At 47.6% G+C, this 21797-nt stretch carries 22 protein-coding genes; 8 read left to right on the forward strand and 14 right to left on the reverse strand.

All coding sequences use genetic code 11. The features are described 5' to 3' along the window. The first annotated feature begins 21 nt into the window (after positions 1–21). Entirely contained in the window at positions 22–432 is a 411-nt protein-coding gene (gene msrB / locus ACFQS8_RS05605) for a peptide-methionine (R)-S-oxide reductase MsrB (RefSeq protein ID WP_382166591.1), read from the forward strand. Positions 433–458: 26 nt separating this feature from the next. Here msrB and ACFQS8_RS05610 read toward each other — a convergent pair whose 3' ends face one another. Beyond that, the gene (locus ACFQS8_RS05610) at positions 459–1064 is read right to left on the reverse strand and encodes a hypothetical protein (protein WP_382166278.1); all 606 of its coding nucleotides are present in this window, start codon (positions 1062–1064) and stop codon (positions 459–461) included. 132 nt (positions 1065–1196) lie between these two features. On the opposite strand from ACFQS8_RS05610, the gene ACFQS8_RS05615 reads away from it, so the two are divergent. Continuing rightward, the gene (locus ACFQS8_RS05615) at positions 1197–1865 is read left to right on the forward strand and encodes a DsbA family oxidoreductase (RefSeq protein ID WP_382166279.1); all 669 of its coding nucleotides are present in this window, start codon (positions 1197–1199) and stop codon (positions 1863–1865) included. Between the two features lie 21 nt (positions 1866–1886). Here the strand turns inward: ACFQS8_RS05615 and ACFQS8_RS05620 are convergent, their stop codons facing one another. The 6 genes from ACFQS8_RS05620 to ACFQS8_RS05645 form a co-directional block, all read right to left on the reverse strand. Continuing rightward, complete coding sequence (locus ACFQS8_RS05620; protein ID WP_382166280.1) at positions 1887–3668, reverse strand: ABC transporter ATP-binding protein; 1782 nt, start codon at positions 3666–3668, stop codon at positions 1887–1889. Positions 3669–3702: 34 nt separating this feature from the next. Continuing rightward, the gene (locus ACFQS8_RS05625) at positions 3703–4845 is read right to left on the reverse strand and encodes an inositol monophosphatase family protein (RefSeq protein WP_382166281.1); all 1143 of its coding nucleotides are present in this window, start codon (positions 4843–4845) and stop codon (positions 3703–3705) included. Further along, positions 4832–6172 (reverse strand): TldD/PmbA family protein, encoded by a 1341-nt coding sequence (locus ACFQS8_RS05630; protein ID WP_382166282.1) that lies wholly within the window; start codon positions 6170–6172, stop codon positions 4832–4834. The genes ACFQS8_RS05625 and ACFQS8_RS05630 overlap by 14 nt, the downstream gene beginning before the upstream one ends. A gap of 100 nt (positions 6173–6272) precedes the next feature. After that, complete coding sequence (locus tag ACFQS8_RS05635) at positions 6273–6644, reverse strand: nuclear transport factor 2 family protein (RefSeq protein ID WP_382166283.1); 372 nt, start codon at positions 6642–6644, stop codon at positions 6273–6275. A 105-nt stretch (positions 6645–6749) separates the two neighbouring features. Then, complete coding sequence (locus ACFQS8_RS05640) at positions 6750–7037, reverse strand: hypothetical protein (protein ID WP_382166284.1); 288 nt, start codon at positions 7035–7037, stop codon at positions 6750–6752. Positions 7038–7136: 99 nt separating this feature from the next. Next, the gene (locus ACFQS8_RS05645) at positions 7137–7832 is read right to left on the reverse strand and encodes a fused DSP-PTPase phosphatase/NAD kinase-like protein (protein ID WP_382166285.1); all 696 of its coding nucleotides are present in this window, start codon (positions 7830–7832) and stop codon (positions 7137–7139) included. Between the two features lie 167 nt (positions 7833–7999). Here ACFQS8_RS05645 and ACFQS8_RS05650 point away from each other — a divergent pair, with 167 nt between their 5' ends. The 4 genes from ACFQS8_RS05650 to ACFQS8_RS05665 are packed head-to-tail and all read left to right on the forward strand — an operon-like array spanning position 8000 to position 12089. Then, a complete protein-coding gene (locus tag ACFQS8_RS05650) occupies positions 8000–8779 on the forward strand; it encodes a lysophospholipid acyltransferase family protein (RefSeq protein ID WP_382166286.1) in 780 nt (259 codons plus the stop codon). 8 nt (positions 8780–8787) lie between these two features. Beyond that, positions 8788–10086, forward strand: coding sequence for a 3-deoxy-D-manno-octulosonic acid transferase (locus ACFQS8_RS05655; RefSeq protein WP_382166287.1), 1299 nt, complete (start codon positions 8788–8790; stop codon positions 10084–10086). A 3-nt stretch (positions 10087–10089) separates the two neighbouring features. Beyond that, the gene (lpxK, locus tag ACFQS8_RS05660) at positions 10090–11094 is read left to right on the forward strand and encodes a tetraacyldisaccharide 4'-kinase (RefSeq protein ID WP_382166288.1); all 1005 of its coding nucleotides are present in this window, start codon (positions 10090–10092) and stop codon (positions 11092–11094) included. Continuing rightward, the gene (locus ACFQS8_RS05665; protein WP_382166289.1) at positions 11091–12089 is read left to right on the forward strand and encodes a lysophospholipid acyltransferase family protein; all 999 of its coding nucleotides are present in this window, start codon (positions 11091–11093) and stop codon (positions 12087–12089) included. The genes lpxK and ACFQS8_RS05665 overlap by 4 nt, the downstream gene beginning before the upstream one ends. A gap of 39 nt (positions 12090–12128) precedes the next feature. Here ACFQS8_RS05665 and ACFQS8_RS05670 read toward each other — a convergent pair whose 3' ends face one another. Continuing rightward, the gene (locus ACFQS8_RS05670) at positions 12129–13073 is read right to left on the reverse strand and encodes an SDR family oxidoreductase (RefSeq protein ID WP_382166290.1); all 945 of its coding nucleotides are present in this window, start codon (positions 13071–13073) and stop codon (positions 12129–12131) included. Positions 13074–13242: 169 nt separating this feature from the next. Here ACFQS8_RS05670 and ACFQS8_RS05675 point away from each other — a divergent pair, with 169 nt between their 5' ends. Continuing rightward, positions 13243–14133: an AraC family transcriptional regulator gene (locus ACFQS8_RS05675; RefSeq protein ID WP_382166291.1), complete on the forward strand. Its 891-nt coding sequence runs from the start codon at positions 13243–13245 to the stop codon at positions 14131–14133. Positions 14134–14629: 496 nt separating this feature from the next. Here ACFQS8_RS05675 and ACFQS8_RS05680 read toward each other — a convergent pair whose 3' ends face one another. The 5 genes from ACFQS8_RS05680 to ACFQS8_RS05700 are packed head-to-tail and all read right to left on the reverse strand — an operon-like array spanning position 14630 to position 18652. Next, entirely contained in the window at positions 14630–15046 is a 417-nt protein-coding gene (locus ACFQS8_RS05680) for a DUF1801 domain-containing protein (RefSeq protein ID WP_382166292.1), read from the reverse strand. An 11-nt stretch (positions 15047–15057) separates the two neighbouring features. Beyond that, the gene (locus ACFQS8_RS05685) at positions 15058–16167 is read right to left on the reverse strand and encodes a M23 family metallopeptidase (RefSeq protein WP_382166293.1); all 1110 of its coding nucleotides are present in this window, start codon (positions 16165–16167) and stop codon (positions 15058–15060) included. Positions 16168–16221: 54 nt separating this feature from the next. Next, positions 16222–16431, reverse strand: coding sequence for a DUF2093 domain-containing protein (locus ACFQS8_RS05690; RefSeq protein WP_382166294.1), 210 nt, complete (start codon positions 16429–16431; stop codon positions 16222–16224). A 57-nt stretch (positions 16432–16488) separates the two neighbouring features. Continuing rightward, positions 16489–18159 carry an exodeoxyribonuclease VII large subunit gene (xseA, locus tag ACFQS8_RS05695; protein WP_382166295.1) on the reverse strand — a complete coding sequence of 557 codons (1671 nt, stop codon included), beginning with the start codon at positions 18157–18159 and terminating at the stop codon, positions 16489–16491. A 52-nt stretch (positions 18160–18211) separates the two neighbouring features. Further along, positions 18212–18652, reverse strand: a complete 441-nt coding sequence (locus ACFQS8_RS05700; protein ID WP_382166296.1) for a hypothetical protein — start codon at positions 18650–18652, stop codon at positions 18212–18214. 215 nt (positions 18653–18867) lie between these two features. Between ACFQS8_RS05700 and purD the strand changes: the two genes are divergently transcribed. Then, complete coding sequence (gene purD, locus ACFQS8_RS05705; protein ID WP_382166297.1) at positions 18868–20151, forward strand: phosphoribosylamine--glycine ligase; 1284 nt, start codon at positions 18868–18870, stop codon at positions 20149–20151. A gap of 50 nt (positions 20152–20201) precedes the next feature. Here purD and ACFQS8_RS05710 read toward each other — a convergent pair whose 3' ends face one another. Next, positions 20202–21716 carry a pseudouridine synthase gene (locus ACFQS8_RS05710; RefSeq protein WP_382166298.1) on the reverse strand — a complete coding sequence of 505 codons (1515 nt, stop codon included), beginning with the start codon at positions 21714–21716 and terminating at the stop codon, positions 20202–20204. Between the last annotated feature and the right edge of the window lie 81 nt (positions 21717–21797).

The raw sequence follows: 21797 nt of genomic DNA on the forward strand, positions 1-21797 counted from the left end.
ACAGCTCCTAACTTTGAGGAAATGCCCGCTAAAGACTGGCAATCCATCTCCAATGATGAATGGAAAGAGCGTCTTGATAAGGATGCCTTCAACATTCTTCGCAAAGAAGCTACAGAACGTCCCTTTTCTAGCTCTCTAAACAACGAGAAGCGCGTTGGCTGGTTTGCGTGTGCAGGCTGCGGTCAAATCCTCTTCACGTCTTCGCAAAAATACGATTCTGGAACAGGTTGGCCAAGCTTTGTGGACGCCATACCCGGACGCCTCGAAACCAAGCCAGATAGAACACTTTTCTATACCCGCACAGAATACCATTGTTCGCGTTGCGGCGGTCACCAAGGACATGTGTTTGATGACGGCCCAGCACCGACAGGAAAACGTTGGTGTAATAATGGTGATGCCTTGGTCTTCGTTCCCGAAGATAGCCTCACCTAATACGTGAAGACCGCTTATCTATGCGCCTATTCAACGGCGCATAGATATTCATCATCACTCACTTCGCGGCCAGCTTCACATCCAATCTGCACAAATTTTCCGGCAACCTCACCGAGCCATTCACTACGTGATTGATACTCATCTAGTGAAGTCACGCGATTGGGAGGCTTCATCACCCATGCTGGCAAATCAATGTTCACACATGTCTGCATTGGTTGCTCATTTGCATTGCACAAATCATCACGCAATTGAAGCAAATCACGCACCCCAGACCGCAGAGCTGTATCTATACGCATCAATTCGTCTTCTGAAATTTCAGTATGCTTCAGCTCCATAGCATTTTGGGCATTCGAAATCATTACCCCCCAACGCTCAGCCCCTATCACAACAGTTAAAGGATCCAAATTTTTGCGCAGCCCCACAGCACGCACAGTCTCTGGCCTATTCTCTAACTGAGCACGACTGGTCTGCTTAGGTTCCAGGCCACATGCAGACACACACCAGACAGTCAGCACGCATAGAGCACAAATGCCAAATATGCGCTTCAATATAGAAAATTCCGAAAAAGGTGTTTGAACAGTACTCGTTTTTATTGGTACGCTACGCGACAAGTTCAGCTTTAATGGGAGCATAAGCACCTCCTGAAATGTACGTTAAATGTATTGTCTCGCCTAAAACACGAATAAGTCACCCAAACTCGCCCACCTGTATTCATATTAAAACGCTCAAACCGCGTTTTTGTCTATCCCCGAGGACTCAAAATCATGACAATTAATTTAGAAATGGTATCGGATGTTGTATGCCCATGGTGCTGGTTGGGTCTGCGTCGAGTGACATCTGCAATAGAGATTTTCGGGGCTGAAAAAATTGATTTTCGGATGCGACCTTTTCAATTGGATGCATCAATTCCGTCGCAAGGTGTTGATTATAAAGAATATATGAAAAACAAATTTGGAGACACTTCCAAAGACAATAAATGGGTTCAAATGCGTCAGCACCTTGAGGCAGCTGGTGAAGCTGAAAACATTCCATTCCGTTTTGAAGATATTCCTATTCGTCCTAACACGTTTAACGCACACAGGATTATTCGCTGGGCACAAGGCCAATCTGTCGATGGTAAATCGCTCGGTCCGCGTGCCGCTGAAGCCCTCTTTCACGCCTATTTTAAGCGCCACAAGGATATTGGAGACACCAAAATTCTCCTAAATATCGCTGAACAAGTTGGTCTCATCCCTGAAGTCGTTGAGAAGCTTTTCAATGAAGACGCTGATATAAAACCGCTCCAAGATGAAGAAGCATTTTACCGCAATTTGGGCGTTAGCGGCGTACCCACATTTATAGCAAACGGTAAATACGCCATCCAAGGCGCACAGGAAGTCACCTCACTTGTTACCTTCCTTGAGCAAGTTGAAGCTGGCCCACCAGACATGTAAAAATGAAACGATATTTCTATATTATTCAGAGAGTTGAAGCTTTACGAGGTCTGCATAAACAGCATTCTTCTGCATAAGCGTCTCGTGGCTTCCCTCTTCAACAACACGCCCTTTGTCGAGCACAAATATCTTATCTGCAGATCGTACCGTTGATAACCGGTGCGCAATAATTAGAGTTGTGCGTCCTTTAGATAATTGCTCCAAAGCTGCCTGCACTTTAGCTTCCGAACTCGCATCTAACGCACTCGTCGCTTCATCTAGCAGCAATATCGGTGCATCTCGCAAAATTGCCCGCGCTATTGCAATACGTTGACGTTGACCGCCTGAAAGATTGCGCCCACCTTCTCCCGCTTGCGTATCCAATCCTTGCGGTAGATCATACACAAAATCACACGCAGCAGCATCAAGTGCTGCAGTTATTTCTGCTTCACTCGCATCCATACGCCCGAGCGCGATATTTGCCCGCAATGTATCGTCAAATAAGAAAGCATCTTGGGCCACTAAAGACATTTGAGACCGCAAACTTTTGCGTTGCACATCGCGTATATCATGCCCATCAAGGATAATCTTGCCGCCAGAAACGTCATACAATCTCAGTGCGAGATTAAAAACTGTTGATTTCCCTGCCCCTGATGGCCCGACGAGCGCAATGGTCTGTCCTGGCTCTGCATGAAAAGTCAGCCCGTTCAAAACACCTTGATCGCCATAGCCAAATTCCACGCCCTCAAACGCGATAGCACCACGACTTTCAGATAGTTCAATAGCATCAGGTTTATCAGCCACTTTGTCCGGCGCATCCAGCACAGCATAAATGCGCTCCAATGCAGCCAATCCTTCATTTGCAACCGAATTTAGCGTGCCCAAAGCCCGCACTTCAGGCGAAGCAGCTCCAATCGCCGCAATAAACCCACCAAAATCCCCAACAGTCGCTTCACCATTCATGATGCGCCAGCCTGTAAAGGCAAACACACCAGCAAGCGCTGCTCCGCCTACAATCTCAAGCAAGGGATCGACCAAAGCTTTTGAACGTAGAACTTTCAGGTATAAACGCGCCCGTTCCAGAAACCCCGCATGTGCGCGTGCATTTTGATAATCTTCTAAATTAAATGCTTTAGATGTCCGCCCGCCTTGAAAGCCTTCATTCAAAAGTGCAGTCATTTCACCTGTTTGTTGTTGGGCTGCTTTAGACACTTTACGCAATCTATTCCCAATCTGAACAACCGGCGCAAAAGCTATCGGATAGACCACCAATACCATAAGCGCCAACGCCCAATCATACCAAAACATGGTGGCGACACAGGCGATTATTGTTAGCACACCTTTGATTAAATTCGTCGCCACACGCAAAGCTGCTTCGCGAACAAGATTCATGTCATTGATAAATTGGGAAACAAACTCCCCCGATGCAGCAGCTGTTAAGCGCGCATAATCGCCCTCTATCAAACGACTAAACAATGCATCCTGAATGCTTACCAAGCCCAATTGTACGGCAGAGTTATTCAAAATCGTTTGAATATAAAGCGACACAGATCGGATTGTGGCAAAGCCAATCACAGCACAAGGCAATAGCCACATCATTGTGTTGGAAGGCAAACCGATATTCAAAAAAGGAATATTGACTACACCTTCGCCATGCTCGGTCGCACTGAGCCAGTCCAGTCCCGTTTTGACCATTAAGCCATAACTTGCCACGGCTAGCGCAGTAATTGCTGAAAACAGTGCACCAAGCGCAAACAAGCGCCAATGCTTCGCCATCCAATCAGACGCGAAGCGAGGCAATAAATTGTTTTTGGGTTTAGCCATAATACAGCCCTATAAACACAAGGGCCTGACCTTCCTAAACGTCGTGTGAATGACCCGTTTCAGGGTCCATCAAACGGTGTGCGTGAAGAATAAAGAAGCGCATTTCAGCATTATCAACAGTACGTTGAGCAGCTGCTTTCCATGCATTATAGGCTTCTTCGTGCGATCCGAATGCGCCAACAAATTCAACTTGCTTCAAGTCTTCAAACTCGATGCCTGTTACATCTTTTAGCTCACCACCGATAACGAGGTGTAGCAATTGTTTGCTTGGGTTTGGTGCCTTGGTGTTCATTGGATCCAACTTCATTCTAGCGTGATTTGAATTTTGTGTCTGTGACTCAACAACATCTTCCCCCTTTGGGTCAAATATTGAGGCGAGTCGTACTTTATCTAATAGCAATGGTTGCAAGTTTTTGCCAGCACCAACAACGCTACGCTGCACAGGGATACGGCCATTAAATGTATATTCGCGTCCTTTATGGTCGCAACATGCCCCGCCTGCTTCTTTCAAGATCAGTGATGCCGCTGCTAAATCCCAGTCGCATTTATTACCAAGTGCAATAACAGCATCCCATTTTCCGCTTGCAACCAAAGCAATTCGATACGCCACGGCATTGGGAATAGGATCTGCCAATTCCATGTCAGGCCATGCTGGCATACCTTCACGTGGCTCAAATTGTCGATGATGTCCAATCATTTTACAATTGGCGATTTGGTCTGTTTGACTTGCAAAAATAGGTACGCCGTTCAAGCGCGCACCTCCTCCCTTTTGGGCCTCAAACATTTCATCCGTTGACGGGTTGTATACAACGCCCGCCACAGAAACATCGTGATCGAGCAAAGCAATCGACACGCAGAAAAAGGGTTGTCCGGCAATGAAAGCTTTCGTTCCATCAATAGGATCGACCACGAAAACACGACTCATATCGCGGTTTTCAGCATCATCTTTGGTTTCTTCTGATAGCCACCCATAGGTTGGACGTTCAGAGAGTAACCTTTGCGCAATGCGGTCATTCACTGCTATGTCAGCTTGCGTGACAGGATTATTGGGTGACTTATCCCATTGTTTAGCTCCCGCATGAAACCAATTCATAGCGAGTTCCCCTGCTTCACGCGCAACATCGCGAAGCAGCTTTAAATCATCTTCAATTCTTGCAGCTTCATTAGAGTCCAGCAAGCGACATCCCATCAATCAAGACACTTGGTGCATTCATAGAGCCACGAATTTCAAGGTCAGATCCCGGCACAAGGCGTTTAAACATTGCTGGCAACTCACCTGCAATCGTCACCTCAGATACAGGATGCACAATCACACCATTTTCAAACCAAAAACCCGATACGCCAACAGAATAATCACCAGTATTTGCGTTAATCGACGGACCAAACATATCGGTCACAAGCAATCCTTTGCCAGCTTCTTTCATCAATCCAGCTTGATCTAGTTTCCCCGGTGCCAGATTTAAGTTCGTCGTCGTTACACCGGGAGGGTCACCAAATCCTGATGACGCCATTCCATTCGGTTTCAATCCCAATTGCTTGGCTGAAGGACCAGAGAGCAACCATTGCGTCAGCACGCCATTATCAATGAGTTTCTTCTTGGAAACCGCACGCCCTTCACCATCAAACCAACGAGAGCCCCAGCCACCAAGCACGAATGGATCATCAATAACATCCACACCATCCGCAAAGACTTGCTCGCCCATTTTATCTTTTAGAAAAGACACACCACGCGCCACAGCTGGACCAGATATCGCACCAATAAACGAGCTCAAAAGGCGGCTTGATAGTCTCCGATCATAAATGACCGCCGCCGTCTGTGATTTTATTTTTTGAGGCGCTAGGCGCGCTATTGCACGCTGTGCCGCTGTTAGACCAACAGATGCTGGTGTTGGCATATCTACATATTTGCGCTTCGCCCAGCTTTCATAATCGCGCTCCATAGCGTCATCTTTTTCTGCAATCGCCACAACAGAAACGGATGTCGAACCGCCTGTTTTGACTGCTGAAAAACCGTTAGAAGCTGCAACATAGCCAGTTGATGCACTCCATGTTGCGCCTGCATGGTCAATTTGCTTTACCCCCTCAACACCAAGCGCAGCACCTTCTGCTTCTAGTGCACGTTGCTTGAGCATATCAGCGCTCGGGCTTTCGTCGCCCCCAAGCTGTAAATCAACATATTCCGTTGCAATTTCATCCGATGGCGTAATGCCACAATATTTATCTTCCGGTGCTGCTTTAGCCATAGCGACAACGCGCTCAACCATCGCCTGCAATCCATCAGGAGACATATCCGAACCAGACACATGTGCTTGACGTTGGCCTACAAGAGCACGCAGCGATACCCCGCCGGATTCTTCACGCTCCACACCTTCTAATTCGCCATTACGTACCTCGACGCTCAAGCTTTCGCTTGTCGCCAGACTCGCATCCGCACTATCAGCGCCAGCTTTTAAAGTCGCTTCGATAAGGGATGATAAAATATCTGCTTTGTTTTCGTATGTCATACTTAACGTATGGACTGCTCCGCTAAAATGTTCAACGCAGCAATTCTTGAGCAAGACAATTTTTTGTACAGAAACTTACCGCTATCACAAATTTTCATTTTCAATTCGTGAGTGATGGCGTTGTGTGGAACATTAAGAAAGACGCCTTATCCCAATAAGCGCGCTGATGTGTAATTTCACCATTCTTTACTTCAAAATACCCACACCCCTGCACGCCATTAGGGTCTTTCCAATCTAGCGTCACCCAGTGACCATCGCCTTTAATCTCATCCACAATGCAAAATATCTGAAACGTCGCAAACTCATTTGCATACATTTTGCGAATCGCATCCCGCCCAGATACAATAGATTGGGTCATGTCATGAAAGGTCGCGTCTTCAGCGTATAGATTAGCAATGCGCGTCACATCAACGGCATTGAAGGCATCCACCCACGCTCGCACGGTTTCTTTGGGCTGTAAATTTTCAACCATAAACGCGCGCCATATCAAGAAACGAAGCAACAAAAAAGGAAACGAATAAGATTCGTTCCCTTAAAATTATTCAGAATATCTGCTCAAGAAAAGCAGTTATGAATTTTAGTTGTCACGTGCGTCCGGTAGACGGTCATTAATATCATCGCGGATATCAAGTAGTGTCACGATCAAACCACACAAAATTGTTGATGCAAACCAACCTACGACCAAACCAGCGACAATTGCCACAAGACCTTCACCCGCTTCGGTCAAACGACGACCAAACAAATCAAAGAAAGTAGCGTTAACCGCCTTACGCTCAAGGAATGTACCCAGAGCAAACACAATAATCACAGCAAAGTACGCGATATATACAAGGCTGCGAAAGCTGTTGATGATGAAGAACTTCATAGCGAACCTTTTATCCTATCCAGCGCCTAAATATTACTCTTGGCGGTTTGAACTATAGTTTCAAGCGTTTTCACCCAAATCGGGTAATTAATAAACCCCTTACTCGCGTCGGAGTATGCGATCTATCATCATTTTTGCTTTCCAAGTAGCTAAAAAGTCAGCTTTTACTGCTTCTCGGTCATAGGGACCGTCTACCCACTCAAGAAAAGTCAAAGGTGTTTCACCTTCCGGTGTCGCTGCAACAAAATCAAGATAGCGCTGGAAAAAGTAGTCCAGCATCCCAGTTTTACCTTCTTTTACGTGCAGGTATTTAAACGATAATTGTTCAATTGCCTCAGATATTGGCAGACCTTTACGAAAGTGCATGTACAAAACAGACATGATTCCCGCACGATCCGCACCGGATTTACAATGCATGAAAGCGGGATAAGCAATATTATCGAATAGATACTTTGCAGCATGTATCTTCTCACGCGTCGGAGTATCTCTGGAAAACATTTGAAAATCGACCAGATCAATACAATTTTCATCGCACGCTTCTTTTTCCAACACATAATAACCTTTAGGGCTTTCTCCCCGCAGATTTATAATGGTTTTGATGCCCTGCTCTTTTGCATAAGCGGCCACTTGTTTTGGCGAGGGCTGATTTCCACGATACATTTCATCAGATATTTTGTGCAGATTACGAAATTTCAGACGTAAAAACCCATGATCACCCCACATAAGGTCATGTTTTGCCAATTTACGACCTTCTGGTGTCGAGATATCTCTTGGTTCTTTTAGCTTCTTACCCAAAACAGCATTCCTCTTTCCAGTAGCTTATCCGGCATATGTTTCGTATTTCACACATAGTGGGCCATACTCGCACCCTTATCACGAGTAAAGACTTGTAACTGAAGACAAACTAGAAGATGGTCTTGTCCACTCCCGCCAACCTGCAGCGACGAGCAAATGCTACAACAATGATGAAGTCCATTTTTAGATCCGCTTTCCTCCAGACGATTCTTGGCTGGATGTTATGGGCTTATATGGCGCTAATGGTGCGCACATCTCGCTGGCAAATTGAAGGCGAGGATGTCCTTAAAGATCACTTTGAAAACAATAAAGGTGCGATTTTAGCTGCATGGCACGCCCGCATTTTTGTGATGTCTGTTCTACCCGCTAAAATAACATCTCGCTGGAAAACAGCGGAAAACCCCATCTCTATGATTATATCCCAATCACGAGATGGTGCATTTATTACGCAGGCTGCTGTTCACCTCAATCTCAACCCGATTCGTGGATCGGCTGCCAACAAGAAGAAAAAAGACAAGGATAAAGGCGGCACAGAAGCGCTTCGCCTAGCAACAAAAGCACTAAAGAAAGGCGGCATTGTCTGCATGACTCCCGATGGACCACGTGGGCCTCGCGAAGAAGCTGGCCTTGGTCCTATCCGAATTGCTCAACTCACAAACACACCTATCATTTTATGGGGTGTTTCCGCCGCGCCATCTAAACGCATGAAAACATGGGATAGATTAGTTTTGCCCGGCCTTTTTTCTAAGGGTGCCGTTGTATTCGCTGGACCAATGGAAGTGCCCCGCTCAGGTGATGCCGAACAATTGCGCCTTGAATTAGAAACACGCTTGAGAGATGTCACACGTCGTGCCGATGAATTAGCCGGACTTGATGTTTTGCCATATCCTGAAAAAACACATGAACCATCTTCTCAAGCCACAGCACACAATGCTTCGGCGGATTAGGCAATATTATGACGTTAAGCCTATATGCCTACAGTGCCGCCACATGGCTTTTAGAGCCACTCTCAGGGCACATCCTAAAAAAGCGCATTAAAGCAGGCAAAGAACGTGCATCCCGCCTGCCGGAACGTTTTGGCCGTACAGATATAGTACGACCAACTGGAAAGCTGATTTGGATGCATGGCGCGAGTGTTGGTGAAACAGCGATGCTTCTCAGCATTCTGAAATATCTAAAATCCTCTCACCCAGATCTCACAGCCCTCATCACCAGCCAAACGCTCACATCAGCTGATATGATCGCCGCAAAAGCTGGCCCAAACATCATACACCAAATGGCTCCGATTGATGGACCACGCGCTGTTTCTCGCTTTTTGGAGCATTGGAAACCTAATGCTGCCATTTTAGCTGAAGGCGAGATTTGGCCAAACCTCATTCTTGCAGCTTATGAGAAGCAAATTCCGCTAAATCTTATCAACGCGCGAATGACTGTAAAATCTCTCACAAGCTGGAATAAGCGCCGCAGTGCTGCACGTAAACTGTTCAATAGCTTCGATTTCATCGGTGCAGCGGATACCCCTACCGCTAAGGGCATCGCTAATTTACTTGGACGTGCACCCAATACAGTTGGGAATCTAAAACGCGCAGTCGATGCACCGACATGCGACCCACAAGAGCTGGCAAAATGGCAAGAAAGCCTAGATGGAAGAGATTGCTTTCTAGCTGCTTCAACACATGAAGGCGAAGAAGATCTTGCCATTGCAGCTTTTAAGCAGATCCAACAAACCAGTCCAAACGCCCTTCTAATCCTTGCGCCGCGCCACCCTGAACGCGCCAACGCTATTGGTCGATTGCTTGATGCTGAAGGTCTTAAATATCAGCAACGCTCCAACGATACACAAATTGGCTGCGCGGCCCCTATTCTCCTTGCGGACACAATCGGAGAAATGGGCCTTTGGATGACACTCTGCAAAGCCGTTTATCTTGGCGGTGCGCACCAATCAGGTATTGGCGGCCACAACCCAATCGAGCCTTTAAAACTGCGCAAACCTACTTTTACAGGCCCGCATAGCTTTAATTTCAGTGACTTGATGAAAGCGCTGGAACCTTGCAATGCCATTTCGGTCGGGCAAAGCGCGAATGAGCTAGGTCAATTTTGGCTGCAACACACAATGCAAATTGAAAAAAATAATGCCGCAACAGCTGCATCCTCAGCTACACCCAACTGGGAATGTGTTGACGCGGTCTTTTCTGCGGTTGATGAACCACTCACTCTGACATTAAATGCAATCAGAGCACAGTTGGAGGAGTAGAGTATGCAAGAACCCGCATTTTGGCGCGAAAGAGATAGAACTAGCCGCGACGCCGCGCCACTTGTACGTTCACTCCTTACCCCCTTCTCAATGCTTTATGCATGGGTTGGGCAACGCCGCATTGACCGCACAGAGCCTGAAGCCGTTGGTATTCCTGTCATATGTATTGGCAATTTGACCGTCGGCGGTGCTGGTAAAACACCTCTAACCACATATCTACGTGACAACCTCCTAGCAGAAGAAAACATTCGCGTTGCGACACTCTCACGCGGATATGGCGGCAATCTCAAAGATCCCGTTCGCGTAGACGTAGATCAACACACCGCTGCTGCCGTCGGTGATGAGCCACTTATGATGGCAACAACAGGTGAAAGCTGGGTCGGAAAAAACCGCCTCGCGACCGCCGAAGCCATGGAACATGCCGGTGTTGATCTTATTCTTCTGGATGATGGATATCAAAACCCCACACTCGCCAAATCTGCATCAATCCTCGTCATAGATTCTGCTGCCCCTTTTGGTAACGCATTTGTATTTCCAAAAGGTCCGTTGCGCGAACCTATTGAGCAAGGCATTCAACGCGCCGATATCGTCGTATTGCTAGGCGATGGACCTGTTCCCACAGAGATTGGCGGTTTTGCTGGGCCTATTATGCGCGCACGCATCGTGCCAAGAGAAGCACCTGCTCCTGGAAAATACATCGCTTTTGCCGGTATAGGCCGCCCCGAGAAATTCTTCGATACGCTCAAATCATTCCCTGATGTAGAGGTTGTCGAAGGCATTTCCTTCCCAGACCACCATGTTTACAGCAAAGGTGATCTTTCATATCTGCGCCAGCTTGCACGCGCACGTGTTGCAACGCTCATAACTACAGAGAAAGACTATGTGCGTCTTGGCGAAGATCAGCGCGGTAAAATTCACACTCTGAATGTAACAATCTCATTTGATTCACCCGAAGATGAGGCCCGCCTCAAATCCGCTATCCTTGCACACATTCCCGCTAGCAAATGACAGACGCAGAGAACAAACCAGCGCCTTCCGATAAAGATGAAGCTGCTTATAAACGGCGCACCTTTATCGACAGCCGCGCCACCTTCAGAGAGCGAGCGCAATGGCGCGTAGAGGCTTTTGCGTGGGACCATCTATATTGGAACCGTTTTTCCAAAATGCATATCGACAAAGCCTCTGATGAAGGCGCAAAATTGATACGCAAACTTGGCCCCATTTTTGGCAAAAGCGCACACCGCACAGCCACACGAAATCTGGCAATGTGTTTTCCTGAATGGAGCAAAGCGCAAGTTGAAGAATGCGCCCTCAAATCATGGGAAAATTTTGGACGCATTGCAGGTGAACTTCCCCATGTTCACAAAATCCGCGTGGATGGCGATGACCCGCGCCTCACCGTCGAGGGCGCACACCATGTCGATGCCATCAATGCCTTGGGAAAGCCATGTGTAATTATCTCCTGCCATATGGCCAATTGGGAAGTCATGGCCCAACCGATAACATCACGACTAAAAGATTGCGTTATCACTTATCGTTCTGCCAATAATCCCCACATTGATAAACGCATAGCCGATGCGCGTTTGCAAAATTCAGTCGGCACACTCGCCGCCAAAGGAACCGGAACACGCGACCTCATGCGCGCCCTCGCAAACAAACGTTCTGTCGCGTTGATGAATGATCAAAAATACAATGAAGGCGTGCCAATCCCTTTCTTTGGGCATGAAGCCATGACTGCGCCAGGCCCCACGCGCATGGCGCACCGCTATAAAATTCCGCTTCTCCCAATTTCAACGCGCCGCACCGCGCCTGCGCGCTACACGGTTACATTCCACACCCCCATCTGGACCGACCAAGACATGAGCGCTGATGAAGCAGTTGCCGACACACTCCCTAAAATCACAGCATGGACGGAATCCCAAATCCGCGCCGCCCCCGACCAATGGTTCTGGCAACACAACCGCTGGCCCAAAGAAGCATGGAAACAAGCTGGGGTGATGTAGGCAATTATCTGCAATAAATGGGTGATGTAAGAACAATACTTATATCGCCCATTTTAAATCCGTCTTCTCTTCCGATATCGCCCAAAGCTTTGCAGCAGCGTCTTGGTCTAATGCGCAATCATCAATGGAGCACGCATCTATAGCGCCAATTGTGTCTGCTCTTTTAGTTGGGCCATACAGTTTTCCAGCCTCAACCTCTTTTTCAGTTGCGCACATTACCTCAGGCCAAGACCCCTTCTCAGCTGACTGCGCAATAATAGGCGCAATTGCGGCCCATATGATTTTATTGAGAACACCCGCAGATTCATTGATCAAGTTCGTACGTGAGGCTCCCGGATGACATACTTGAACAACAACCCTGCTGCCCGCAATTTGAACCCGCCGCTGCAACTCATACCCAAACATCATTTGTGCAAGTTTGCTCTGCGCATAAGAATTCCACGCCGAATATTTATTATCAAAATTCAGGTCTTCAAACTTAATCCGCTTAAGGCCCATTTTATAGCCATTACTGCCGACGATGACGATTCGACCCGCAGACTTCTCTATGCGCTCGTACAATAATCCACACAACAAAAAATGCCCGAAATAGTTCACACCTAGCTGACTTTCAAAGCCATCCACTGTCAGTTTTTGTGTGGGCACTTGCGCAATCGCGGCATTACATATGAGCGCATCAATGCAAGGAAATTGCTGCAAAACTTCCGCAGCAGCTTCGCGCACCGATTGCAGCACAGCCAAATCCATCTGCACGAAACTTACCTTCACATCACGACCAAATTCTTCCTTCAAAGCATTGATCGCTGTTTCTGATTTGGTAACACTTCGATTCATCATCACAACGCTTGCCCCCTTCAAGAGCAAAGTTCTCGTAGCTTGAAATCCTGCCCCAGAATTGGCACCCGTTATGGCGTAAGTCTTCCCCGAAAGAGAGCCAATTCTATCTGGCGTCCATCCTTTGGGTCCAAATTTTCTATGTGTCATTCAACGCCTCCTAAAGAGAATGGTTATGCTTGATTTGAAATGCTCTTCTCTTTCTTTGCATATTCATATCATCTCATATCATTACAATGACAGGCGTATTTCTCTCTTATACTTGCCTATTTGTATCACATAGATTGAAACTTGTTATAATCGGCTATATCTCTAAGCCATGAGCAAGCAATATATAAAACAGCTAATAGAACGCAAAACTGACCAATCCGGCCTCATCGAGACTGGCATACAAGGCGTGCAGTTATTTCGCGTCACCGACTCAATGCGCTGCGCACCTGCGATCTATGAACCTGCGGCGATCGCCATTCTAAGCGGCGAGAAAGAAGCCATTTTGGATGGTCAACACTATGTCTATGACGCCAATCAATACATGTGCTGCCCAATCACCATGCCCGTTGAAGCTGGCACACCTAATGCCTCAAAAACAAATCCCTTATTGGGCGTCTACATATCTCTCGATACAAAAATCATGACCGAGCTCACCATGGAGTTAGAGCGCACATCAGGCACACTCAGACGCCCCAAATCTAGCGCTGCCTTGCCTCCCAGCTTAACGCTCTCACACTGGGACGCCCAATTCACAGATGCACTTTTGAGACTATTGCAATTAACTGATAGCCCCGAAGATACCGCAATACTTGGCCGCAGCCGCCTGCGTGAATTATACTATGCCATCCTAAAGGGTGACGCCGGAAATGCGGCAAGGCGCGCCTTTGGCGTTGGCAATGAAATCGCCCGTACAATCGAGTTTATATCCTCACGCCTCGACCAAAATATAGACATTGAAGAAATGGCCGAAAGAGCCGGAATGAGCCGCGCCGTCTTCCACCGTAAATTCAAACACGCGACCGCAATGTCGCCCCTCCAATTTCTCAAATCCATGCGTCTAAACAGCGCTGCAATGAAGATAGCAAGCGGCATGAATATCAGCCAAGCCGCCATAGATGTGGGCTATGTTAGTCCCTCTCAATTCAGTCGAGAATTTAAACGCCTCTATGGAGAATCCCCCAAAGACTGGAACCATGTCAAACACACGCACGTCATGTAGGAATAAGGCCTTATTTAACTTAGCCCCCCACATCGTTCAGAATGACGCATCGCACTAATGGTTGTTTTTCAAAACCTCTCCCAGCGTCAACGCGAAAGTTTTGCTTGTTTGCCGATCAGGACGACACGGACGCGCCCTAATTTCGGTCAAAAACAGCAAAAATTTCTGACTTTTTGCACTTTGATAAATATTTTCTATTTACAACTGCCTCCAATTTCCACAACATGCCACCACGCCGACAGCCTAGCGCCCCTATGCGTTCGCCTGTCAGCATTGGTGATTACGTGTAATTGTCCGAGGGGTCAGACGATTACATTTGGTATCATCGGGGAGATGTTGAGGTGTGTGTCATAACTACCTTCATCGACAAGCGAGAAGTTTGGCTGGGCTGGCCGAACTTCTCGCCCCTCTTTCAAAATCATATCCGATAAAACGAATATATCCCAAAGCGCATGTGTGTTGGATAAGTTGTGATCTTTAATATTTGGACGCTCTGTTAGAGCGGGTATTTTTTCGCCATAATATCAAGGCTTTGGCGGCAAATATCTTCCAGCACATCCATATCAATATCTGCTAATTTATTGATATATAAGCAAGATTTCCCAAGCTTATGTTTGCCCAATTTTGCCAACTCGTCTGAAAAATCAAAATATCCGGGCATGATATACACTACCAGATTTGCTTTGCGCGGAGAAAACCCAATACGCAAACTATCCCCTTCGCGCCCACTATCATATTTATAATGATATTGGCCAAAGCCGATCAGCGTCTTGCCCCACATCACTGGCTCATAGCCAGATATGCGCGTTAAAAATTCAAGCAGAATATATGCGTCCGCCCGCCTAACGTCATGCTCAATCGTCTCGATAAAATCACGTGGATTTAGCGCCGTATCTGGGACAGTTTTATTCACAAAAACCCTCTTTAATTCAGGTCTAAATCACCCAATTCCAACACGATAGCCGGATCAATATAAAAATCACCATCGCGGTCCTCGCGTGCCGTATTGCGCCATTTTACAGCCCAATGCAGATGCGGGCCTGTTGTGCGGCCAGTATTCCCCGTTGCGCCCATACGCTCGCCCGTTTTTACGACCTGCCCTGCCTGCACATCGACTTGAGATAAGTGCAAAAACACCGACACCAAACCATAGCCATGATCGAGGAAAATCGTGCCGCCTTCATAATAAAGGTCAGGATCAGCCAGCACCACTGTGCCCCCCATTGGCGCGATTAAATCTGTTCCAACTGGCACAGCCATATCAAGCCCGCGATGCACGCTGGTGGAATTACAAGCTTCTCCCGTCACTTTGGATACACCCGTATATTTTCGGGTCGGCCCAAACGGGCTGGAATATGGACCATCCGCAGGTTTTAAAAATGCAATCTCGTGGGTTGTCGGCGCATTTAAATTGGCGAAAGCGGCAACCTTCTTCACCCACGAACGAGACGCATGCGCTTTTTGCTCTTCCGAGCGCGCATCCACCTTATCGCAATCAAGTCCCGTCAATTCCCGATAATCATCTTTTCGCGGGGAAACAGGAATTTCAAATCCGGCATGAGATATACCATTTTGGCTCCAAGAAATTTTCGCAGGTGTAGATGCATCTTGTTTCAAACCGATCGTCGCGATTTGGCTTTCATCTACAATCGCCACTTCCTTACCATCCAATTTTACGACAGCACCCACGGGCAATTTACACACAATAAGGCCGCCTTGCTTGGCAGATGGTGAGCATTGCGCCTGCACATCCTCAACAGCGGGCACCGAGATCGCATCCTCCTCACCATCAGGTGGCAAGAACACCTCCTCCACCACGGGAGCAGGCACATAGCTCTGCTCTAGCGCGCTGGGTGCATCAGCATCATTTTCAACCGTTTGCGTCGCCCCATCCACATGTTGCGCCGGCGTGTCTTGGGCCGCGCTTTCTGTTGGCGGCTGCGCGACATCTGCATCTGAAACCGGCGCACATGCCAAAGCGAAACTAAACGCTGCCACACTTGCAATAATGGAAAGGCTTTTAAGGTCAGTCAAACCGGTTCTCGCTTTGCTATTTAGGCATGTAACGGGTGAAACAAATCGACACCCTTATGATTTTTGCTTTTCTTTCCAACGCTTTACCGCTGCAACAGCATCCACATATGGCTCCTGAAGATCAACACTCCAGTATTTCAAATCCTCAAGTGAAATCTGCTCATTTGTGACTGCACAGATTACAAACTGACCCATTTTTAAAATTTCAAAATCTGCATCCAGATATTTGATCTTTGCTTCTCCGGGGAGACCAGAAGAGACCATGTTCATTTCCTTATTCGCCCATAAGATTGGGACATATTATACTTATATTTCAACGTACTAAAATAAATTACCCTGTCCGCCAGACCCACCATTTTCAGGAGGTTTTTTCGGGACTCGTTTCTGCGGCACACTCGCAATTCCGCCTAAAGTTTTAGGTTGAGGCTCAGGTGGCCGCCCAACAATTCGCGGCGCTTCAACAGGTGCCAATGTATCACTCGTCACCCGCACCTCATCATCTATAAACTGCAAACGCAACCGCTCACCAGACCCCACACCCGCAGCATTCCGCACCAATTCACCATTCATACGTTGTACGAGTACAAAGCCCCGCGCCAAAATATTTTCATGCGAAACCGTTGAAAGTAAACGGGTAATTGTTTCGAAGTTTTCGTACTTTTTGGTGATCACTCTTTGCATCGCACTGGTTGCACGTTCAAAAGTTTTTTCAACCAAATCATAGCGCTTAGACATTGTATGGCGTGGATCACGCGCCAGAAACCGACCATATAAACTCAGCAATGTCTTTGAGCGATCTCCAGCATCCCGCCGCAAAGCAAAGCTCGCCCGCATATGTAAAGTATTCACCGCCGTACGCCGTCGAACAACCTCACGCTGCAACATCATCGGTTGCAATCCTGCTGCTGCCCGATCTAAACGCCGCCGTAATCTATCGACGACACTTTTTAAACCTAAATCTAGTTTTTCACCTGCATAATCAAGCCGTTGTCGAGGCCCTTGCACCAAGCTTTCCGCACGTGGCATACGCCCTGCCACGGCTCTCAACTCGACTTTCTGGCTATCCAAGCCGCGCCGCAACCCACGCCTCGCAGCCAGCCCCAGCCTTTCAACGCGTGTCATCAATTCAGAACGTACTGGCAAAGCAATTTCAGCGGCACCAGTCGGCGTCGGCGCACGTTTATCAGACACGAAATCAATCAATGTCGTGTCAGTCTCATGCCCAACAGCAGAGATAACAGGTATGTCACTTTCAAACACAGCGCGCACAATCAATTCATCATTGAAAGGCCATAAATCCTCAACCGACCCTCCTCCGCGCGCAACAATAATTAGGTCTGGCCGTGTATATTTTCGCGCAAGCGGGCTAATCGCATTAAACCCGCGAATCCCTGCCGCCACTTGTTCTGCCGCATGCTCTCCCTGCACTAAAGCAGGCCACACATAAATATGGGTTGGGAAGCGTTCTTCCACGCGGTGTAAAATATCACGAATAACAGCCCCAGTTGGGCTAGTAACCACACCAATTACAAGCGGCAGAAAAGGTAATTCTTTTTTATGCTCGGGATTAAACAGCCCCTCAGCCGCTAACTTTTTCTTTCGCTCCTCAAGCAATTGCATCAACGCACCCACACCCGCAGGCCGCATCGAATCAGCAATCATTTGATAATTGGACCGCCCCGGATAGGTCGACAATTTTCCTTCCGCAATCACCTCAAGCCCTTCTTCTGGCTTGAACGGCAATTTAGAAACTTGTCCGCTCCACATAATCGTATTTAAAACGGCTTTATCGTCTTTCAGGTCCACATATAAATGGCCTGATTTCGCCCGCGTTACCCGCCCTAATTCACCGCGCACACGCACATATGAATAGGCATCCTCAACCGTCCTCTTTAGTCGGTTAGACAATTCCGACACAGACATTTCTGGTGCATTGGATTGGGGTGTATCGGCTGACGATTTATTATTAGGTGGATCAAAAAGGTCTGACATATGTCTTAAATAAAGAATGCAGGCCTATGGGTCAAACCCAGATTCACCCTATTCACAGCTCAATTGCTGAAGATCGCTTTAAAGATGCGATTGTAGAGATACGGTTCAGCTCAAAGCCACCCGTTGAAGAGGTCAAATCCATCAAAATGGACCAATTCCCAACAATGCGATCATTGCTCTCATTCACTTCACCTGAATAGAGAATATCATAATCCATTAGCTCGGGAACATCTTCATATTTTTTAACAAACTGCACGAGAGACTCAGATCTGCCTCCAGATACTATTGCAGACAATTCCTCAAGTTCAGAAAGCACAAACGTATTTGGCTCCAAAGTCTGTCCCGTAATATCCCAATTGTTTTCATAGAGATTGGCAGAAAAACCGACTGTCGTTGGAATATAGAAATCCGCTTTATTATACCAATAGCGACCGGACCAAATGCCCGAAATACCACTCTTTGTGATATTTTGATCGGTTTGTTTTGCACTCATAATTCCGTCCACCAGATTTATTGCTCAACATCTACATTTTACGTCACAGGATGGATTTTAACCACCCTAAAATCCATCTTCACAGTATAAGCCTGAATTTCAATATAATTTCTCGTCATATAAGACACATTCTCCAAACAACTTGCCTTCAGACTGTTATCAAATTCAAAACATGCCTTGACGACACGCGCTTCAAGCGCCAATGACTTTTTCCCATGAAAATACTTATCGTCGGCGGCGGTGGCCGCGAACATGCGTTAGCTTGGCGGCTTTCTAAAAGCCCGAAAGTCACATCAATCGTTTGCGCCCCGGGCAATCCCGGAATGGCCAATGTTGCGCGGTGTATTCCCATCAAAGCGGAAGACATTGAAGGCCAAGTCCGTCTGGCCAAAGATGAGCGGCCTCATCTTGTTATTGTCGGCCCAGAAGTGCCCTTGGCAATGGGATTATCGGACCAATTAAGAATGGCAGACATTCCAGTATTTGGTCCCTCTAAAGCAGCGGCTCAACTTGAAAGTTCAAAGGGTTTTTCTAAAGACCTAATGAAAGCCTGCGGTGTTCCAACGGCTGCATATGGTCGCTTCACTGAAGCTGACAAAGCCAAAGCATTCCTTGATAATTTTTCAGCACCATATGTCCTCAAAGCTGATGGTCTTGCCGCAGGTAAAGGCGTCGTCATCGCTGAGACACGCGAAGAAGCTGAAAAATCAATTGATGATATGCTTAGCGGACAATTTGGAGAGTCCTCTGCTGAACTCGTCATCGAAGAATTTATGGAAGGTGAAGAAGCTTCTTTCTTTGTCCTAACAGATGGCCACTCTGCCGTTCCGCTTGCAGGCGCACAGGACCATAAACGCGTCGGCGAAGGTGATACAGGCGTGAACACAGGCGGCATGGGTGCCTATTCTCCTGCGCCTTGCCTAGATAGCGCTATGCAAGAGCGCGTCATGGAAGAAATCGTCAACCCAACGATCAAAGGCATGCGCGATATGGGCATTCCATATACGGGTGTGTTGTTTGTGGGACTTATGATTTCGCCAGAAGGCAATCCTCGCGTTGTTGAATATAATTGCCGATTTGGTGATCCTGAATGTCAGGTCATTATGGCCCGCCTAAAAGGTGAAATCTTGCCGCTAATGCTTGCGTGCGCAACCGGCTACAACCTCTCTGACTGCAAACGCCCTGAAAGATTTGAAGACGCAGCCGTTTGTGTCGTAATGGCTACAGAAGGCTACCCTGCTTCTTATGAAAAAGGCTCTGTCATTCGTGGGTTAGAAGAGGCTGAAGCTTCCAATGAAGGGGTTGTTGTCTTTCACGCTGGTACAGCTGAACGCAATGGCGACATCATTGCCAATGGTGGGCGCGTATTAGGTGTTACAGCAATGGCGGACACAGTTACCCACGCGATTGAAAACGCCTACAAAGCAGTCGATCAAATAGACTGGCCCGAAGGCTTCTACCGTAGAGATATTGGTTGGCGCGCCAAAGGGCGCGGATAGCAAAATTAAAAAAAGGCTCTCACATCGAAAGTGTAAGAGCCTTTTTTCTTCTATCTGCGGCCTCTCGGGGGACCAGACTTTTTACCCTTTAATTTGTCCGTCTTAGAGCTAGACCCACCCCGCTTAGGCGCTGGCCTTACACCCGCCGGCCGACCACGAGATTTTGATGCACCAACGCGCTCATTCCATGGCAAACCACCATCCCCACGCGGTGTATCCTCACTCTTCTTCTCTTCACGGCGTTCTGCTAAAGAACGTGGACGCAGAACATCTTCTTTAGGCGCATGCGCGACCTTACCCTTTGCCCGCGCACGATCACGTCGCGAACCAGAGGTTTTAGGGTGTTGAGGTAATTCCTTGCGTGTTCCATCCGGCTCAGTCACCCAGAAACCTTCATTCTCACTCGCACTTTTCCCAGCGACACCTCTGCGCTTCATACTTGACGGGCGTTTAGCTTCGCCAGGCTTGGCTGGTTTGCTATAGTCTCGTTCTTCAGATGCCTCTGCCCCTTCACGTAGCGCCGCATACCGATGCTTTCCGCGTTTAGCAAGAAGTCCCGGTTTCCCGCCACGCAACTTATCCGTAACCATTGTTTTATCTGTCCGGCTGGTTTTGCCATCCAAACGTTTATCTTTAGCCAGTTTGTCAGTGCTTTTACCATCTTCTCCCGTTCGCGATTTGGCACGACGTCTGACCGTGTCAGCCTCAGAGTAAGATTGCGGCAAACGCGCGGGATCAGGACGACGCTTGCGGGAAATACTGTCACCAAATTCAGCAAGCAATTCACCCGCTGGAATTTCCGCTACGCCACCTTCAGCTAAATCCCCTAATTCAAACGGCCCATAGGATACACGGATCAAACGGTTGACGATCAGCCCAACACTTTCCAACGCACGACGGGCTTCGCGTTTTTTTCCTTCCGTTAGAACCATATCTATCCAGTTGTTATCACCTTTGGTTTTATCCAAAGTTGCAACAATAGAACGATAGACAACACCTTCGAACATCACACCCTCTTGGAGTTTATCCAATTCGGGCTGAGTAATCTTTCCATACGCCCGCGCACGATAACAGCGCTTCAATCCCGTTGTAGGCAATTCTAATGTTCGCGCCAATTCACCATCATTTGTGAGCAGCAGCAAACCTTCAGTATTTAAGTCAAGACGTCCAATCGTCATGACGCGTGGCAAGTTTTTAGGTAGGATTTCAAACACAGTTGGACGCCCTTCTGGGTCCGAGTTTGTTGTCACTAAACCTTTGGGCTTATGGAAACGCCATAGGCGTGTTTTATCTGGACCACCGACACGTTGACCTTCAACAGTGATCTTTTCAGCGCCTGTCACTTTGAAGGCTGCACTTTCAAGTACCTGCCCATTTACAGCAACTAGACCTTCCTCAATCAAACGCTCAGCTTCACGGCGTGAACATACGCCTGCGGCAGCGAGCCATTTCGCAATCCGCTCTCCTTGAGACCAGTCTGCTGGTCGGGCTTCGGACTTTTTTCCTTTTTGAGGATTAGGGGATTTCTTTGTGGGCTTACGGCCCGTCTCGCGACGCTCCGGCATAGGCTTCTCCAATTTTTCAATTTGTCACTGTCAAAATGACAATAAGGGGTGAGGATTTATCAGAATACGGACCACAACTCA

Source organism: Hirschia litorea (assembly GCF_042665075.1).
Lineage (GTDB): Bacteria > Pseudomonadota > Alphaproteobacteria > Caulobacterales > Hyphomonadaceae > Hirschia > Hirschia litorea.

Bases quoted from the DNA above. Each gene is read 5' to 3' on its own strand.
- purD (WP_382166297.1), top strand. From the start codon at position 18,868: ATGAAAATACTTATCGTCGGCGGCGGTGGCCGCGAACATGCGTTAGCT.
- ACFQS8_RS05710 (WP_382166298.1), bottom strand. From the start codon at position 21,716: ATGCCGGAGCGTCGCGAGACGGGCCGTAAGCCCACAAAGAAATCCCCT.
- xseA (WP_382166295.1), bottom strand. From the start codon at position 18,159: ATGTCAGACCTTTTTGATCCACCTAATAATAAATCGTCAGCCGATACA.
- msrB (WP_382166591.1), top strand. From the start codon at position 22: ATGCCCGCTAAAGACTGGCAATCCATCTCCAATGATGAATGGAAAGAG.
- ACFQS8_RS05655 (WP_382166287.1), top strand. From the start codon at position 8,788: ATGACGTTAAGCCTATATGCCTACAGTGCCGCCACATGGCTTTTAGAG.
- ACFQS8_RS05635 (WP_382166283.1), bottom strand. From the start codon at position 6,644: ATGGTTGAAAATTTACAGCCCAAAGAAACCGTGCGAGCGTGGGTGGAT.
- ACFQS8_RS05630 (WP_382166282.1), bottom strand. From the start codon at position 6,172: ATGACATACGAAAACAAAGCAGATATTTTATCATCCCTTATCGAAGCG.
- ACFQS8_RS05700 (WP_382166296.1), bottom strand. From the start codon at position 18,652: ATGAGTGCAAAACAAACCGATCAAAATATCACAAAGAGTGGTATTTCG.
- ACFQS8_RS05620 (WP_382166280.1), bottom strand. From the start codon at position 3,668: ATGGCTAAACCCAAAAACAATTTATTGCCTCGCTTCGCGTCTGATTGG.
- ACFQS8_RS05665 (WP_382166289.1), top strand. From the start codon at position 11,091: ATGACAGACGCAGAGAACAAACCAGCGCCTTCCGATAAAGATGAAGCT.
- ACFQS8_RS05675 (WP_382166291.1), top strand. From the start codon at position 13,243: ATGAGCAAGCAATATATAAAACAGCTAATAGAACGCAAAACTGACCAA.
- lpxK (WP_382166288.1), top strand. From the start codon at position 10,090: ATGCAAGAACCCGCATTTTGGCGCGAAAGAGATAGAACTAGCCGCGAC.
- ACFQS8_RS05650 (WP_382166286.1), top strand. From the start codon at position 8,000: ATGATGAAGTCCATTTTTAGATCCGCTTTCCTCCAGACGATTCTTGGC.
- ACFQS8_RS05610 (WP_382166278.1), bottom strand. From the start codon at position 1,064: ATGCTCCCATTAAAGCTGAACTTGTCGCGTAGCGTACCAATAAAAACG.
- ACFQS8_RS05690 (WP_382166294.1), bottom strand. From the start codon at position 16,431: ATGGTCTCTTCTGGTCTCCCCGGAGAAGCAAAGATCAAATATCTGGAT.
- ACFQS8_RS05640 (WP_382166284.1), bottom strand. From the start codon at position 7,037: ATGAAGTTCTTCATCATCAACAGCTTTCGCAGCCTTGTATATATCGCG.
- ACFQS8_RS05670 (WP_382166290.1), bottom strand. From the start codon at position 13,073: ATGACACATAGAAAATTTGGACCCAAAGGATGGACGCCAGATAGAATT.
- ACFQS8_RS05615 (WP_382166279.1), top strand. From the start codon at position 1,197: ATGACAATTAATTTAGAAATGGTATCGGATGTTGTATGCCCATGGTGC.